The organism is Streptomyces pluripotens (assembly GCF_000802245.2).
Classification (GTDB): Bacteria; Actinomycetota; Actinomycetes; order Streptomycetales; family Streptomycetaceae; genus Streptomyces; species Streptomyces pluripotens.
This window is the reverse complement of record NZ_CP021080.1, coordinates 3,819,858-3,833,482: the sequence shown is the minus strand read 5'-3', so window position 1 is coordinate 3,833,482 and position 13,625 is coordinate 3,819,858. Positions and strand designations below refer to the sequence as shown.

Annotated in this window: 7 protein-coding genes and 1 rRNA gene; 3 read left to right on the top strand and 5 right to left on the bottom strand. The window is 70.0% G+C overall.

Translation table 11 applies throughout. From position 1 onward, the window contains the following. Nucleotides 1-2 precede the first annotated feature (2 nt). Together LK06_RS17340 and LK06_RS17330 are read right to left on the bottom strand one after the other, a co-directional pair. Nucleotides 3-1,529 (bottom strand): 16S ribosomal RNA (locus LK06_RS17340). Between the two features lie 653 nt (nucleotides 1,530-2,182). Continuing rightward, a complete protein-coding gene (locus LK06_RS17330) occupies nucleotides 2,183-2,731 on the bottom strand; it encodes a MarR family winged helix-turn-helix transcriptional regulator (RefSeq protein ID WP_039650269.1) in 549 nt (182 codons plus the stop codon). A gap of 110 nt (nucleotides 2,732-2,841) precedes the next feature. Between LK06_RS17330 and LK06_RS17325 the strand changes: the two genes are divergently transcribed. Next, a complete protein-coding gene (locus LK06_RS17325) occupies nucleotides 2,842-4,131 on the top strand; it encodes an MFS transporter (protein WP_234367434.1) in 1,290 nt (429 codons plus the stop codon). A gap of 122 nt (nucleotides 4,132-4,253) precedes the next feature. Here LK06_RS17325 and LK06_RS17320 read toward each other — a convergent pair whose 3' ends face one another. Next, nucleotides 4,254-5,933: an ATP-binding SpoIIE family protein phosphatase gene (locus LK06_RS17320; RefSeq protein ID WP_043434197.1), complete on the bottom strand. Its 1,680-nt coding sequence runs from the start codon at nucleotides 5,931-5,933 to the stop codon at nucleotides 4,254-4,256. Nucleotides 5,934-6,067: 134 nt separating this feature from the next. Beyond that, a complete protein-coding gene (locus LK06_RS17315) occupies nucleotides 6,068-7,444 on the bottom strand; it encodes an NAD(P)/FAD-dependent oxidoreductase (RefSeq protein ID WP_039650273.1) in 1,377 nt (458 codons plus the stop codon). 373 nt (nucleotides 7,445-7,817) lie between these two features. Here LK06_RS17315 and LK06_RS17310 point away from each other — a divergent pair, with 373 nt between their 5' ends. Together LK06_RS17310 and LK06_RS17305 are read left to right on the top strand one after the other, a co-directional pair. Continuing rightward, entirely contained in the window at nucleotides 7,818-8,606 is a 789-nt protein-coding gene (locus tag LK06_RS17310) for a TetR/AcrR family transcriptional regulator (protein WP_039650397.1), read from the top strand. A gap of 353 nt (nucleotides 8,607-8,959) precedes the next feature. Next, complete coding sequence (locus tag LK06_RS17305; RefSeq protein WP_174673887.1) at nucleotides 8,960-10,882, top strand: sigma-70 family RNA polymerase sigma factor; 1,923 nt, start codon at nucleotides 8,960-8,962, stop codon at nucleotides 10,880-10,882. A 47-nt stretch (nucleotides 10,883-10,929) separates the two neighbouring features. On the opposite strand, the gene LK06_RS17300 is transcribed toward LK06_RS17305, so the two are convergent. Continuing rightward, on the bottom strand, nucleotides 10,930-13,008 hold the full coding sequence (locus LK06_RS17300) for an asparagine synthase-related protein (protein WP_039650275.1): 2,079 nt from the start codon (nucleotides 13,006-13,008) through the stop codon (nucleotides 10,930-10,932). Nucleotides 13,009-13,625 lie beyond the last annotated feature (617 nt).

Here is a 13,625-nt window from a genome sequence, read left to right as displayed (position 1 = left end):
AGAAAGGAGGTGATCCAGCCGCACCTTCCGGTACGGCTACCTTGTTACGACTTCGTCCCAATCGCCAGTCCCACCTTCGACAGCTCCCTCCCACAAGGGGTTGGGCCACCGGCTTCGGGTGTTACCGACTTTCGTGACGTGACGGGCGGTGTGTACAAGGCCCGGGAACGTATTCACCGCAGCAATGCTGATCTGCGATTACTAGCGACTCCGACTTCATGGGGTCGAGTTGCAGACCCCAATCCGAACTGAGACCGGCTTTTTGAGATTCGCTCCACCTCACGGTATCGCAGCTCATTGTACCGGCCATTGTAGCACGTGTGCAGCCCAAGACATAAGGGGCATGATGACTTGACGTCGTCCCCACCTTCCTCCGAGTTGACCCCGGCGGTCTCCCGTGAGTCCCCAGCACCACAAGGGCCTGCTGGCAACACGGGACAAGGGTTGCGCTCGTTGCGGGACTTAACCCAACATCTCACGACACGAGCTGACGACAGCCATGCACCACCTGTACACCGACCACAAGGGGGCACCCATCTCTGGATGTTTCCGGTGTATGTCAAGCCTTGGTAAGGTTCTTCGCGTTGCGTCGAATTAAGCCACATGCTCCGCCGCTTGTGCGGGCCCCCGTCAATTCCTTTGAGTTTTAGCCTTGCGGCCGTACTCCCCAGGCGGGGCACTTAATGCGTTAGCTGCGGCACGGACAACGTGGAATGTTGCCCACACCTAGTGCCCACCGTTTACGGCGTGGACTACCAGGGTATCTAATCCTGTTCGCTCCCCACGCTTTCGCTCCTCAGCGTCAGTATCGGCCCAGAGATCCGCCTTCGCCACCGGTGTTCCTCCTGATATCTGCGCATTTCACCGCTACACCAGGAATTCCGATCTCCCCTACCGAACTCTAGCCTGCCCGTATCGACTGCAGACCCGGGGTTAAGCCCCGGGCTTTCACAACCGACGCGACAAGCCGCCTACGAGCTCTTTACGCCCAATAATTCCGGACAACGCTTGCGCCCTACGTATTACCGCGGCTGCTGGCACGTAGTTAGCCGGCGCTTCTTCTGCAGGTACCGTCACTTTCGCTTCTTCCCTGCTGAAAGAGGTTTACAACCCGAAGGCCGTCATCCCTCACGCGGCGTCGCTGCATCAGGCTTGCGCCCATTGTGCAATATTCCCCACTGCTGCCTCCCGTAGGAGTCTGGGCCGTGTCTCAGTCCCAGTGTGGCCGGTCGCCCTCTCAGGCCGGCTACCCGTCGTCGCCTTGGTGAGCCATTACCTCACCAACAAGCTGATAGGCCGCGGGCTCATCCTGCACCGCCGGAGCTTTCCAGCCCCTACCATGCGGTAGGAACTCATATCCGGTATTAGACCCCGTTTCCAGGGCTTGTCCCAGAGTGCAGGGCAGATTGCCCACGTGTTACTCACCCGTTCGCCACTAATCCCCTCCCGAAGGAGGTTCATCGTTCGACTTGCATGTGTTAAGCACGCCGCCAGCGTTCGTCCTGAGCCAGGATCAAACTCTCCGTGAATGCTTTCCCCGTCATCGGGGTGAACACCACGAGAGCGGAACAATCAGGGGAAATAACCCCGACCGTTCACAGCGTCCTCGCTGTGTGTTTTTCAAAGGAACCTCGCCACCGGAATGATCCGGTAGACGGGGTATCAACATATCTGGCGTTGACTTTTGGCACGCTGTTGAGTTCTCAAGGAACGGACGCTTCCTTCGTACTCACCCTCTCGGGCTTTCCTCCGGGCGCTTCCCTTCGGTGTTTCCGACTCTATCAGATCTTTCCGATCCGATTTCCTCGGTGCTTTCCAGGTTCCCGCTTCCGCGTTTCCCTTTCCGGCTTTCCCGACTCTATCAGATCCTTTCGGCGTCTGACTCCCAGTCAGGGGGGCTTGCCTTCCCGGCCGTTGGGCCGTTCCGACGTCCCAAACCTTAGCGGATCTGTCCGACGATTCCCAATCGGGATGCCGAACCCCCATTCGAATTGAATTCGGGCACGCCGAAATCAACCCGGTGAGGTGATCGTGCTGATGGTGTGAGAGGGCCGCTCGAGGCGGCTGAGGCGCTACCGAAGAACCGTTACGGCCCCGCGGCAACCCGGAGAACTCTACGGATCGGGCAGAAGCGCGTCAAGTGCCGCCTGTCAAGATCTTTTCCTGGTGCTGCGGGCCGGCCTCAATCGAGGTCGCTGAGCCGACCGCCGGCGTCCGGCTGGGCGTGTTCCACCCTGCGCAGCAGCGTGGTCAGGACCTCCCCGAGCGCCGCGCGCTCCGCCGGGGTGAGGTCTTGGAGCAGATCCTCCTCGAAAACGGTGGCCAGGCGCATCGCCTCCAGCCACTTCTCGCGGCCGTCGGAAGTCAGCTCGACGATGACCCGAACCCGGTTGGACTCGTCACGCTCCCGGGTGACCAGTCCCTCGGCGACCATGCGGTCGATCCGGTGGGTCATCGCGGCCGGGGTGAGACCGAGCCGCTTAGCCAGGTCGCCGGGGCCCATGCGGTACGGGGCGCCGGAGAGGACCAGCGCCTTGAGGACCTCCCACTCGGCGTTACTGATACCGAGGGCGGCGGTCTGCCGGCCGTACGCGACGTTCATGCGGCGGTTCAGCCGGGACAGCGCCGACACGATCTCCTCAACCTGAGGGTCGAGGCCCTGGAACTCGCGCTGGTACGCGGCGATCTGCTCTTCGAGAGTCGGCTCCGGGACGCCGGGGGTGTCGGCCATGCCCGCAGTATCGCATGCGGCCCCTTTGCCTTGAAGTCCTTCACTGTGTACTCTTTAGATTCGAACTTTAGCTTCGAAGTCTTCAATGCTAACTAGTGAGAGAGGTGAACGTGACCAGGGCGATGGGCGCAGCGCTGCGCCGGATCCACGTGGGCAACGCACTCAGCGCTTTCGGGCTCGGCTTCACGGTCCCCTACCTGTACGTCTACGTGGCGCAGGTGCGGGGCCTGGGAGCCGTGACGGCGGGACTGGTACTCGCCGTCTTCGCCGTCGCCGCACTGATCGTGCTGCCGTTCGCCGGCCGGGCGATCGTGCGGCGCGGCCCGTTGCCGGTCCTGCTCACCGCCCTGATAGCCGCCGCTCTGGGCGCGATGAGCCTCGGGCTAGCGGCCGATGCGACCACCGTGCTGCTGTCCGCCGCGGCGCTCGGCGCCGGACAGGCCGTGATGCAGCCGGCGCTGGCGACGATGATCGTGGACTGCTCGTCGGCCGACACTCGCTCGCGTGCTTTCGCCATGCAGTTCTTCCTGCAGAACCTGGGCCTCGGCGTCGGTGGCCTCATCGGCGGTCACCTCGTCGACGCCACACGCGTGTCTTCGTTCACGCTGCTGTTCGCGATCGAGGCGGCGATGTTCCTGTTGCTGGTCGTGGTGATGGCGACGGTGCGGATGCCCCACTCGCCGCGGCTGGCGGGCACCCCCGCGCAGTCGGCGAAGGGCGGCTGGAACCAGCTGCTCGGGAACCGGGCGATGGTGCAGCTGTCCGTACTGGGTTTCGTGCTGTTCTTCGCTTGCTACGGCCAGTTCGAATCGGGGCTGAGCGCGTATGGCGTGGAGGCCGCCGGCATATCCACCTCCGCGCTCGGTACCGCGCTGGCCGCGAACACGCTGGTGATCGTGGTCGCACAGTTCGCCGTGCTCAGGTTCGTGGAACGGCGTCGGCGGTCCCGGGTGATCGCCGGCGTGGGACTGATCTGGGCCGTGGCCTGGCTCACGGCCGGATACGCGGGGCTGGGCCACGGCAGCCAGGAGATGGCCACGGCTGCGTTCGTGTCGGCGTACGCCCTGTTCGGGCTGGGCGAGGCGATGCTGTCTCCGACGGTCGCACCGCTGGTCGCCGACCTGGCACCGGAGGGCATGGCCGGGCAGTACAACTCGGCTTTCGCACTGGTCAAGCAGCTGGCGCTGGCAGTCGGTCCGGTGGTGGGCGGGCCCATGGGTGCCTCGCTGCACGCCCCGTACATCGTGACGTTCCTGCTGTTCTCGCTGGGCATCACCTGGCTGGCGCTGCGGTTGGGGCGACGGCTCACCGCCGTACAGGACCAGCCGTGGCTGGCGCGAGGCAGCCGGGTGGTCGCCCGTGGGGGGACGCCCGCGGAGCCGGTGGCCGCGGGCGCGTGAGCAGGCGGTCCGCGATGGCCGTCATATCCTCCGTGCCACGGGCGTCATCACCTTTGGTCCGGACGTCCGAGCATCGAGCCGGTCGTACGGTCGAGCGACGCGCGAGCCAGGTGCGGCAGGATTCAGCACGGTGCCTTCAGGAGGAATTCGCACCACACGGCCTTGCCGCCTCCCGGGGTACGGCGGCACCCCCAGTTCGAAGCGATCGTCGCCACGATCGCAATGCCCCGGCCGGACTCGTCTGCGGGTTCGGCACGACGACGCCGGGGCAGGTGGTCGTCGCCGTCAGTGACCTCCACGATGAGCCGGCGGTCGGTGCGGCGGAGCCTGAGGCGCATGGGCGGGATGCCGTGCTGAAGGCTGTTGGCCACCAACTCGCTGGTGGCAAGGACCCCGAGGTCGTGCAGTTCGGCAGGGAAACGCCAGCTGGTCAGGACTCCGGAGGCGAAGGCTCGCGCGCGGGGGGCCGCCTCGACACCGCCCAGGAGTTCCAGGGCCGCATTGCGGAAGAGGTCACCTTCGGGGCCGGTACGGGCCGGGTGCTGGAGGACGAGTACCGCCACGTCGTCGTCGTGGTCGGCGGTGACGCCGGCCGAACGGACCAGACGGTCGCAGACCACCTGGGGCGTGCCGGTCGCACCGGCGAGAGCGCCTTCCAGGGCGGCGATGCCCTCATCCAGGTCCTCGTCCCGGCGCTCGACCAGGCCGTCGGTATAGAGGACCGCGGTGGCGCCGGGGCCGAGCGCGATGGAGCCGGAGGTGTGCATCCAGCCTCCGGTGCCGAGCGGCGGTCCGGTCGGCTCGTCGGCGCGGGCGACCGTGCCGTTCTCATCCCGCACCAGGATGGGAAGGTGCCCCGCGGAGGCATAGACCAGGCGGCCCTCGTTGGGATCGTGGATGGCGTAGACGCAGGTGGCGATCTGGTTGGCGTCGATCTCGGTGGCGAGGCCGTCGAGGAGCTGCAGCACCTCGTGCGGGGGCAGGTCGAGGCGGGCGTAGGCGCGCACGGCGGTGCGGAGCTGGCCCATGACGGCGGCGGCCCGCACACCCCGCCCCATGACGTCGCCGATGACCAGGGCGGTCCGGCCGCCGCCGAGGGTGATGACGTCGTACCAGTCGCCGCCCACCGCGGCCTCGGTGCCCCCGGGCTGGTAGGTGGCGGCGATGCGCAGGTCATCGGGCTGCTCCAGTTCCTGTGGGAGGAGGGATCGCTGGAGCGTGACGGCCGTTTCCCGCTGGCGTCGCTCACTGGCGCGCAGGCGTTCGGCGGCCTCGGCGTGGTCGGTGACATCGGTGGCGAAGACGAGGACTGCGCTGTCGGTGCTGTCGGTGCCAACAGCACGGTCAGCGCGGTCAGCGCCCTCGGCGACGGGGGTGCAGGTGAAGGTGTAGGAGCGGCCGTCAACTGCCTTGCGGGATTTCAGGGTCCGGGGCTTGCCGCTGCGCAGCACCTGGTCAAGGAGCGGCAGCAGACCGAGTTCATTGAGCTCCGGCAGGGCCTCGCGGGCCGGGGCCCCGACCGGACGGGTGCCGAAGGCCGCCGTGTAGGCGTCGTTGAGATAGGCGATGCGGTGGTCGGGGCCGTGGACCAGGGCGACGAGAGCCGGGACGCGGTCGAGGACGTCGCGTGCGGGCAACTGGTCGACGGCAGGCACCGGAAGTGTGCCGTCGGACGGCTGTTCGGCGCGGGCCGCGGGCACGGAGCCTTCCCCCCGCCGGTCCGGGGAGACCGGGGTGTCGGTCCGCGCTGCCGCGCGGCGCTGCGTTCCGGGGAGCCGGGCGCTCCAGCGCGTGAAGTTCACTGTGGGGAAAGCCTCGTGGGTGCTGGGGCGGGCGGGTGGCCCGTCCGACGTCGTGGTGCAGTCTGTCAGGGAACCGGCCGCGGCGAGCGACATCCGTCGGACACCGGGGTGGGCAGCCGGGTTCCCAGGGGCGGTCAGGACCCCTCCGGATCGTCCGAAGGGCTGTGGGGAGGCTTTCCACCGGCCGCGAATTCGAACTCCGCTCGCGGATGTTCGAGCGAGCCGAGGGAGACGATCTCGCGCCTGAAGAGCCCGGCGAGGGTCCATTCGGCGAGCACCCGGGCCTTGCGGTTGGAGGTGGGCATCCGGCTGAGGTGGTACACGCGGTGCATGAACCAGGCAGGGTAGCCCTTCAGCTTCCGCCCGTGGATCTGGGCGACGCCTTTGTGCCAGCCGAGGGAGGCCACGGAGCCGGCGTATGCGTGCGCATACGTCTCCAGTGGCTCGCCGTGCAGCACATGGGCGATGTTGTCGCCCAGCACCCTTGCCTGGCGGACGGCGTGCTGGGCGTTGGGCGCGGTCTCGGTGCCGGGTTCGGCGGCGGTGACATCCGGGACAGCCGCCGCGTCGCCGGCCGACCAGGCGTGTTCCGCTCCGTCGACGGTGAGTTGGGCGGTGCACTTCAGACGCCCGCGGCCGGTGCGCGGCAGGTCGGTGGCGGCGAGCAGCGGGTGGGGTTTGACCCCGGCCGTCCACACCACCGTACGGGTCGGGAAGCGCTGGCCGTCGCTGAGCACGGCGACGCGGCCGGCGCAGGACTCCAGGCGGGTGCTCAGCAGCACCTGGATGTTACGACGGCGCAGCTGGGTGATGGTGTAGCGGCCCATCTCCTGACCGACCTCGGGGAGGATGCGGTCAGCGGCCTCCACGAGGATCCACTTCATGTCCTCGGGCTGGACGTTGTGGTAGTAGCGCGCGGTGTAACGAGCCATGTCCTCCAGTTCGGCGAGGGCCTCCACGCCCGCGAAGCCGCCGCCGACGAAGACGAAGGTGAGGGCCGCGTCACGGATCGCGGGGTCGCGGGTGGAGGAGGCGATGTCCATCTGCTCGATGACGTGGTTGCGCAGCCCGATGGCCTCCTCGACGGTCCTGAAGCCGATGCCGTGCTCGGCGAGTCCGGGGATGGGCAGCGTGCGGGAGACCGATCCGGGGGCGAGGACGAGTTCGTCGTAACCGAGGAGCTCTGCGGCCTTGTTCTCCTCGACGCTGGCCAGGGTGGTGAAGGCCGCCGTGCGCACGGCGTGGTCGATGGAGGTGACCTCGCCGCTGATGACGTCGCACCGGTCGAGGACACGACGGAGCGGTACGACGACATGACGAGGCGAAATCGAACCTGCGGCGGCCTCGGGGAGGAACGGCTGGTAGGTCATGTAGGGGTTGGGGGTGACGACGGTGATGCCGACCTCGCCCCTCCTGATCTCGCCCTTCAGCTTCCGCTGCAGGCGCAGGGCCGTGTACATCCCGACGTAGCCACCGCCGACAACCAGAATGCGCGCACGTTCCTTCACCATCCCATGACGCACCCGGCGCTCTTGTTTGTCCACAGCCTCGGCAATTTGTGTGACTGGCGGCCGGGTATACGCGGAGCCCGGCGCGGTGTCTGGACGGGACGAAAGGGGGCAGGTCAGCAGGGTCGGGCGGGAGGGTGCAAAGGTGAGGAACTGGGATGTACATGCCCCGTACTCCGATCGGGGGGCGCACGGTGCGGAACCTGCCCCTTCTGAATTGACCCTCTCTCAACTATGTTCGTGTGTCGACGGAGTGTAGGGAATGTGGTCGAACGGGCCCGTGACGGCGGACCAGGTCGAGACCTGTGCCACTTCCAGGCGCTCCGGAATTCAGGCGGGGAGTCTCCGGGGGGAGACGTCATTACCGGGGGAACACATGCATATTCAAGACACTCATTGGTCAGCAGCAGCCGCCACGTCCGGTGACGGGACGGTGAGCGCGACGACGGGACACGGGCGCGGCAGCGGAACGCGTACGACGCCGCTGCGGGTGGATGCACAGCGCAATCTGGAGCACGTGCTGCGCGCGGCGCGTGAGGTGTTCGGGGAGCTGGGCTACGGCGCGCCGATGGAGGACGTGGCACGTCGCGCGCGGGTCGGCGTCGGCACCGTGTATCGACGCTTTCCCAGTAAGGACGTGCTGGTCCGGCGGATCGCCGAGGAGGAGACGGCGCGGCTGACCGAGCAGGCGAGGACCGCTCTCGGACAAGAGGACGAACCGTGGTCGGCGCTGTCGCGGTTCCTGCGGACGTCCGTGGCATCAGGTGCGGGGCGCTTGCTGCCACCGCAGGTGCTGCGGGTGGGCTCCGCCGGTTCGGACGTCCCAGATGGCCCGGCGGCGCCGGGCGGGACGGCCGCCGCAGGGGATGAGGCCCGGGTGCCGCAGCAACGGACACAGACCGGCGCCGGTGCGCTGCGGCTGGTGTCGGAGGAGCCTACGGCGGTGGTCGATGACTCCGGGGCCGGGGCGCTGTTGGAGGTTGTCGGCCAGTTGGTGGAACGGGCTCGGGCGGCGGGCGAGCTACGGACGGATGTGTCCGTGGCGGACGTGTTGCTGGTGATCGCCACAGCGGCGCCATCGTTGCCGGATGCAGCGCAGCAGGCGGCGGCGTCCGCGCGGTTGCTGGACATCCTGCTGGAGGGACTGCGGTCCCGGCCCGCGTAGGGCGTCTCCCCGGCCCCGGCCCGACCCCGGCCTCGTCTTCGCCTTCGCCTTCGCCGGAAGCCGGGTCCCGCCTGCTTCGGCCGTACAGTCGTACGGCCGAAGCAGGCGGGACCGTGAGTGCACATGGGGGTGACCCCGTGGGTCGGTCGCCGTCGGAGGGGGCCGAGGCAAGCGAGCGGGTGGTCTCCTGCAACGTCGGAGTGACACATTCCGGTGACGTTCAGCACGCGGCGGTGACACGTCCTCCCCTCGGATGAGTGGATGGGGCGCACGCAGGGTCCTTGCGCACAGGACGATGTGGCACTCTGAGCCGGTGACGGGTTGGGCTGGGCCGGTGTCGGGGGCTTTCCGCGATGAGCGTTGACAGATCGGGCAAGTCACGCGGTGACGACGGGGACCCGGGCTCCATCGAGCTGACCCCGCCCCAGGTACCGAACCAGGCAGGCAGGCCGACCGGACCGCGCGACGAGAGCGTGCCCGCCCAGCGCGGGGGGACCGTACTGCCACCCCCGCGGGAGGCGTCGCCGGCCGACGGCGAGCTGATCGAGCGGATGCGCGGCGGCGATGACTCCGCGTACGAGGAGTTGTACCGCAGGCACGCGGATGCCGTGCGGCGCTACGCCCGCACCTGCTGCCGGGACGGGCACACCGCCGACGACCTCACTGCCGAGGTCTTCGCCCGGATGCTGCAGGCCGTGCGCGGCGGGTCGGGGCCCGAGCACGCCGTACGTGCCTATCTGCTGACCTCCGTGCGGCGCGTGGCCGCGAACTGGACCAAATCCGCCCGACGCGAGCACCTCGTCGACGACTTCGCCGTCTTCGCCCAGCAGGCTGCGCGGGCGTCGAAGGTGTCCGAGGACGACACGCTGGACGTGGGCGCCGATGCCCGTGCCCTGCACGAGGCCGAGCGGTCCCTGGCGATGCAGGCCTTCCGCTCACTGCCCGAGCGCTGGCAGGCCGTGCTGTGGCACACCGAGGTCGAGGACGAGTCCCCGAGCGAAGTGGCCGTGCTGTTCGGGCTGGACGCCAACGGCACCCGGGTTCTCGCCAGCCGCGCACGCGAGGGGCTGAAGCAGGCCTACCTCCAGGCCCACGTCAGCGCCACCCTCACCAGTGACCGGGACTGCGCCCGCTACGCCGACCAGCTCGGCAGCTACGCCCGCCGCAAGCTGCGCATCCGCGCCGAGCGGGGTCTACGCAAGCACTTGGAGGAGTGCGCCAGGTGCCGGCTAGCGGCGGCGCAGATCGAAGAGGTCGCAAGTGGTATCCCCGCGGTCGTCCCGGTCGCCGTCATCGGCTGGTTCGGCGCCGCCGGATACGCCAAGGTCCTCGGAATCGTGGCCGGCAGCACCGGGGCCGCCGCGGCCGGGGCCGCCGCGGCGACCGCCGGATCGTCGGGCGGGGCGTCCGGTGCGGGCGGGGCCGCCGCCGCGGAGGGACTCGGGGCCCCGGTGAAGGCGGGTGTCGCAGCCGGTGTGGTGGCGGTGGCCGCCGCCGTGGTGGCGCTGGCCCTCATGGACGACGGTCGTCCCGCGAAGGAGGTCGCGAGGCCGGAGCCGTCCGTGCCGGTCGTGCAGTCCGAGCCGCCGAAGCCCACACAGCACGAGGAGAAGCCTTCGCCGCGTCCTGTGGTGCTCGCTCCCGAGCCTGCTCCCACGCAGAAGCCGTCCCCCGTCCCCACTCCGCACCCCACCCCGACACCCACGCCGACCCCGACGCCGAAGGCGCCCCCCGCGCCCAAGTCCGCGCCGACCCCGACACCACCGTCCGCGCCGACACCCACCCCGACCGCGACCGCGCCACCCACCCCGACACCCACGCCTCCGCCACAGCCCTCCCCGACCATCTACCACGTGAGCGACCTGCGCTACGACATCGGCGGCGACGGCACCCGGCCGGAGATCCGGCTGCGCGAGAGCAGCTGGCTATGGCGGCGGCACGGCATGTCCATCAGCGGCAAGCAGTACACGCGGGGGGTGACCGTCCACGGCGAGTCCTCCGTCACCATCGCTCTCAACCGCCAGTGCACCGCCTATGACGCTCTGGCCGGCGTGGACGACCTGACGCTGGGCCTCGGCAAGGTCACCTTCTCCGTCTATGCCGACGGGGTCCGGCTGTGGCAGTCCGGCCCGGTCAGGGGCCGCGACCAGGCCGTACCCGTCCATGTCGACCTGACCGGGCGCACGACCGTGCGGCTCGCCGTGGAGCCGCACAACAACGCCTTCGACCGGGCGGCACTGGCGGACTGGGCCGATTCACGGTTCACCTGCCGGTAGCCGGCCCTGGCCTCACTCGGCGACCGGCAGCCCGTGTGCCGGAACCCTCACGCGCCCGACGTCAGTGCGTCCCTGCGCCGCTGGATCCCGGAGGGGACCGCTCGGGCGCGGGCCGGGGTGCCGGTCCAGCAGGTGCCGCGGCGGGAGAGGAGGCGGCGGAGCCACAGTTCGAGAGAGATCAGGTCCGCGAGGCCGTCGAGGGGGAGGGATTCGCCGGACGCGGCGGCGCGCAGGGCCTCGCGGATGACGCGGGCCTCCACCAGGCCGGCGTCGGCCAGGAGGGGCGTGGCGAAGAGGTCCAGCAGGGGGTCGGCCGACACGCGCAGGCCGGCGCGCGCGGCGGCCGCGGAGGAGGCGTGGGACGGAGCGCCCCAGCCAGGCGGAAGGCCCGTGACGCCCGCGCCCTCCAGGACCGTGCGGAGAATGGCGGCTCGGGCACCCGGCTGGACGCGGAGGGCCTCTGGGAGGTCGCGGCAAGCGCGGACCACCTGGTTGTCGAGAAACGGGGTGTGCAGGCGCTGGGAGCGGATCTCGGCGGCTTGCTCCAGCACGCGCAGATCGGCGGCGTACCGGGCGAGCGCGGCACGTGCGCGGTGGTCTCCCGGGCGCCGGTCGGGGCCGGTGGTCGAACGTTCCGCGACCCCTTGCAGCAGAACCGATACTTCAGCCAGCGCCTCGCCGGTCAGCCAGCGGGCCGCTGGCCCTGGTCTGGCCCAGGCCAGGGCGGCGAGGGACGCGCCGACCGCCCCCTTGGGCTCGTCGAAGCGGCGCCGCATCAGCCGCTCGGCCAGCACCTCCAGGCCGACCCGGTAGGGGGTACGGGCCAGGCGGCGGGCGGCCCCGTACACCCGCGCGGGGACCAGCACCGAGCCGTCGACCCGGGCGAGTGCGGCGACCGGTCGGACCAGGTGGCGCCGCTGGCGGTCCATCAGGAGGTCCGCGAGCCGGGCGGGGTGGGCGTCCAGCACCTGGCGGGCGCCGTGGCCGGTGAAGTGGTCGGCGCTGCCGGCGGCCAGCCGGGCCCGGTGCCGGGCCGCCGAGATCAGCGAAGGTCCCGGTTCGTCGGTGAGGGGGCCGTCGAGGTCGGCGTAGGGCAGGGTCTCCTCGCCACCGGTGACCACGACGTGGTGCAGCCGAGGGCTGGCCGCGAGCGCTCCGGCGCGTTCCCGTTCGGCCTCCCGGCCACCGACGGCGAGGTCGTTGAAGGTGACCGCGAGGAGGCGTTCGCCCGCGCCCGTACCGTGCCCGAGGAGCGTGCCCGGTCTACCGGGCAGCCCCGCGGCCAGCAGGGCGAGGGTGCCGGAGGCCGGTCCGCCGGACAGGTCCGCGCCGATGCCCGGCACCGGCATCCCGCGAGCGGCGCGCCGCTCGGCGGGGCCCATGCCCGGCACCGGCCCGGGGTCGAGGTCGGGCAGGTGCCGGGGAGCCGACAGCCGGGTACGGACCGCCTCCACGAGAGCGTCCCGTACGGAGTCCACCGCACGGCCGGGGTCGGCCGAGGGCGCGGCCACGGCGAGGGAGGCGACCGGCTCGTACCCCGTGATCTCGCGCGCGCCGGCGCGCAGCACCAGCGCGTGCCCGGGGGGAATCCGTCGTACGCCTTCGTACGGAGTGGTGTCGCGCAGTGCGGCCGGTACGTCGGGGGCGGCGAGCAGGGCGGCCAGGTGACCGAAGTCGAGGTTGGCCTCGACGAGGTCGGCGAGGGGCAGCGCGGCGGTGGCGTAGGCCGTACCACCGGCCCAGGGCGTGTGGAACACCGGGCGTGCGCCCGCGAGATCGCCGCAGACGGTGACACGGCGTCCCACCTGGACGACGGCCGTGTAGCTGCCCGGCCAGGTGGTCAGATGGCGCAGTGCGCCCCCGCGTGCGGTGAACAGCCCGCGTCTCAGGTCCTCGTCGGAGGCGCCGCAGATGCCGAGCACGGCGATCCGGGTCTGCGCGTCGGCGTTCACCACGCGTACCTCGTCCGGGCGCCAGTCGCCGACCGCCCACAACGGGTCCGGGCCGCCCCACAGGAGTTGGGAGCCGACCGGGTGCAGGCTCTCGCCGTCGTATCCCATGGCGCCCGCGGAGCCGGTCCCGACGGCGCCCGCGGCGGTGCTGCTCCAACCCACCAACCACCGCATCGACGCCTCCACAGGCTGCGGACCACCAGTGCACCGTACGAACGGCTCCCCATGCTGCCACGAAGGGCGCGCCATGGTGGGGTGGTGGCACCGCCTTCGATCGAGGGAAGTCGGGTGCGGGCGGGGCGGAGTTCGGGGGGAGTCCTGGAAGGACCAGTGTGCGCGTGGCGCCCTCGCCGCAACGGGCCCCTGATAGATGCGACGCGAATGCGCCCCCGATTCGCTCCCCCAAAACGCCCTTCACGCCTTCGAGTTGCATGGTGAGGGCAGTGGTCAACCGCATCGGGCATGGTCGATTTTCAGCCAAATAAACTGAGAGAGGCCAGGTTTGAGCACGCTCCGTACAGGCCTGCGGAGCGTACGGCGGCGCGAACACGCGCACAGTCCGGGAGGCGGGCATCGCCTCCCGGACCGGTCCGCCACCCGCGGGGATGAAGGTGGCGGTGTCCCCCAGCCCGCTGGATCCAGTACAGCGGGCCGACCCACGCACGAGCCATGGAATCGCTCCCCCGGTGGCTGGAGAAGAGCGCACGGACGGGCGCACGGCCACACGCACGGGGGCACGCCACGGTGGACCGTGCACGGTGCGTACAGGGCCGCACTTCCGTACGGACCAC

Coding starts and splice junctions, on each gene's coding strand:
- LK06_RS17330 (WP_039650269.1), bottom strand. CDS start 2,731: ATGGCCGACACCCCCGGCGTCCCGGAGCCGACTCTCGAAGAGCAGATC.
- LK06_RS17315 (WP_039650273.1), bottom strand. CDS start 7,444: ATGGTGAAGGAACGTGCGCGCATTCTGGTTGTCGGCGGTGGCTACGTC.
- LK06_RS17310 (WP_039650397.1), top strand. CDS start 7,818: ATGCATATTCAAGACACTCATTGGTCAGCAGCAGCCGCCACGTCCGGT.
- LK06_RS17305 (WP_174673887.1), top strand. CDS start 8,960: ATGAGCGTTGACAGATCGGGCAAGTCACGCGGTGACGACGGGGACCCG.
- LK06_RS17300 (WP_039650275.1), bottom strand. CDS start 13,008: ATGCGGTGGTTGGTGGGTTGGAGCAGCACCGCCGCGGGCGCCGTCGGG.